Origin of the sequence: uncultured Aggregatibacter sp. (assembly GCF_901873365.1) — a bacterium.
Lineage (GTDB): Bacteria > Pseudomonadota > Gammaproteobacteria > Enterobacterales > Pasteurellaceae > Aggregatibacter.
The window spans coordinates 1-2765 of the sequence record NZ_CABFLM010000116.1; the positions used below are offsets into that span (position 1 = coordinate 1).

General features: G+C 41.2%; 2 protein-coding genes and 1 tRNA gene. 2 read left to right on the top strand and 1 reads right to left on the bottom strand.

Annotation, left to right across the window (positions count from 1 at the left end; translation table 11 throughout):
• Nucleotides 1-301 precede the first annotated feature (301 nt).
• Nucleotides 302-1453: a ribonuclease D gene (gene rnd, locus QZ106_RS09730; RefSeq protein WP_295976629.1), complete on the top strand. Its 1152-nt coding sequence runs from the start codon at nt 302-304 to the stop codon at nt 1451-1453.
• Nucleotides 1454-1511: 58 nt separating this feature from the next.
• On the opposite strand, the gene metF is transcribed toward rnd, so the two are convergent.
• Nucleotides 1512-2396, bottom strand: coding sequence for a methylenetetrahydrofolate reductase (gene metF / locus QZ106_RS09735; protein WP_295976630.1), 885 nt, complete (start codon nt 2394-2396; stop codon nt 1512-1514).
• Between the two features lie 294 nt (nt 2397-2690).
• On the opposite strand from metF, the gene QZ106_RS09740 reads away from it, so the two are divergent.
• Nucleotides 2691-2763: transfer RNA gene (locus QZ106_RS09740), tRNA-Gly, on the top strand.
• Nucleotides 2764-2765 lie beyond the last annotated feature (2 nt).

Here is a 2765-nt window from a genome sequence, read left to right on the forward strand (position 1 = left end):
CTCCGTAACTATTTGTATTATAAAATTTTTATTAATATGTGCGATGTCTTCATCATCACATAAAAAAACTGCGTCGCATTATACGCCTAAAATAAAATTAGATCGAGATCACATTTTAGAAATGACGTGGTTGATTTGCCCATAACATACCGCATTCTCATGATTACACCACGGCAGCATTGGCTACCTTTTATACAAAAAGAAAAGTTGACCTGACATAAATTCCACGCTAAGGTGCCCGCCCGAATTTTTCTCGACATGCTAAAATTGCTTAACTCTGACTTTATAATCGAATAGACATATGATATCTCAACCCAAAGAATGCCAAAATCCACCGCACTTTAAACTCATTACCGAAGATAGCGCCTTGGCAGAAGTTTGCGCATTCGCTCGACAGCAAAGTGCGGTGGCTTTAGACACTGAATTTGTTCGCACCCGAACCCTTTACCCTCAGCTTGGTCTAGTTCAGCTTTACGCTGGTGATGAGGTAGCACTCATCGACCCAACAACGATTCAAGATTTTTCCCCTTTCATTGCCTTACTTGCCGATGACCGGGTGACCAAAGTGTTACATGCCTGCGGGGAAGATCTGGAAGTTTTTCAACACACTTTCCAACAACTCCCCCAACCGATGTGTGATACTCAAGTAATGGCCAATTTTTTAGGCTTTGCGAATTCACCGGGATTTGCCACATTAGTGCAACAGTATTTCCAAATTGAAATTGATAAAGGTGCTTCCCGCACCGATTGGTTGGCTCGTCCGTTATCAGACACGCAATTGCGCTATGCAGCAGCAGATGTATGGTATTTGTTGCCGTTATATCAACAAATGCAAGCCCAACTGGCACAAACCGAGTGGCAAAGTGCGGTCAAAAATGAATGTGAATTTTTGCTCAATAAACGTGCACACTCCGGGAAAGATCCTGACACCGCTTATTTTTCGATTCCAAATGCCTGGAAGCTCAATTCATTGGAATTAATGCGATTAAAAATTCTCGCCAAATGGCGTATGCAAGAAGCCATGAAACGGGATTTTGCGTTAAATTTCGTGGTGCGTTCAGAAAATTTATGGGCGGTGGCAAAATATAATCCGAAAAACACCTCAGCATTGTTAGAACTCGGGTTGAGCACGTCAGAAGTGCGAATTCATGGTAAAAAACTCTTACAGTTGCTTGAACAGGTTAAGCGTATCGCTCCCAAGGATTATCCTCCAATGATTCAACGATTAACCGATGATCCGCGCTATAAAACGGCACTGAAAGCCTTGCAACAGAAACTCAGGGAAATTACCCCTAAAAACTTACCGCAAGAGTTAATTGCAAGCCGGCGTAGCTTAGAAAATTTAATGAAATGGCATTGGTTAAACGCCACCAAAGAGGATCTCCCAGAGTTATTACAAGGTTGGCGAAAACCTTTTGGCGATGCGTTATTAAATGTACTGAAAACCCTTTAAATTGCGAGAAATGGAAAGTAAAAGCGCCACTTAACTGCGGCGCCTTATTTAAGGAGACTTAAAGACTTGCCCGAACGCCTAAAAGATGGCAAATGGCGTAAGTTAATTCACTGCGGTTTAATGTGTAGAAGTGGAAATCGTTCACGCCTTCACGAGATAGCACACGTACCATATCAATGGCAATGCTGGCGGCAACGAGATTGCGCGTGGTTTGATCCTCATCCAAGCCATCATACATTTTTGCCATCCAAGCCGGAATTTTAACGTTTGTGACAGATGCCATTTTTTGTAACTGTTTAAAATTCGTTACCGGCAAAATGCCCGGCACAATTTCCGTATCAATACCAATAGAAGCACAGCGGTCTCGGAAACGTAAATAACTGTCTATATCAAAGAAAAATTGCGTAATCACATGGTTTGCGCCGGCATCAATCTTTCTTTTTAAGTTGATCAGGTCAGCTTGTGCTGATTTCGCCTCCGGATGCACTTCCGGATATGCCGCAACGGAAATGTCAAAATCGGCAACGGAACGTAATAACGCCACTAAATCTGAGGCATAGAAAGGCGGCTTGTTATAACCTGGAGGGATATCGCCGCGTAATGCAACAATGCGACGAATGCCATTATCCCAATAATCCTTGGCAATGGCGCGTAACTCATCGGGTGTGGCATCAATACCGGTTAAATGAGGCGCAGCCTCTAACCCTGTCTGCTGTTTAATATTTTTAACAACACTGTGAGTACGATCCCGTTCACCGGAGTTTGCACCGTAAGTAACGGAGACAAACTTAGGTTTTAGCACTTTTAAACGATGAATCGATTCCCACAGAAGATTTTCCATCTTTTCATTTTTTGGCGGAAAAAATTCAAAGGAAACGTTAATCTTGCCATCCAAACTCGCTAAATGCTGGTTTAAATTATCAATTTCTTTTGCATAACTCATAAAAATCCCTTATTTATAGCCAAGAATACTACTTCCGTAAGTTAAACGGAAAGCGCATATGTGTCAATTTTAAATATTTTATTATTTTTATGAATTAAATTCATAAAAATGTTAAGGATAATGTCATTTAACAAAGATCACCTAAAAGAAGTCATAAAAATTGTGTCTTTATTTCATAAACAGCATGAATTGAGTTTTTTTTAAGCAGTTGATTTAAATTTTAGAAATTTCATTTGACTCCCATTCATAAATGCGTAAAATGCGCCACGTTGTTTAGCGTTGCTAGATAATTATGCGGGAATAGCTCAGTTGGTAGAGCACGACCTTGCCAAGGTCGGGGTCGCGAGTTCGAGCCTCGTTTCCCGCTCC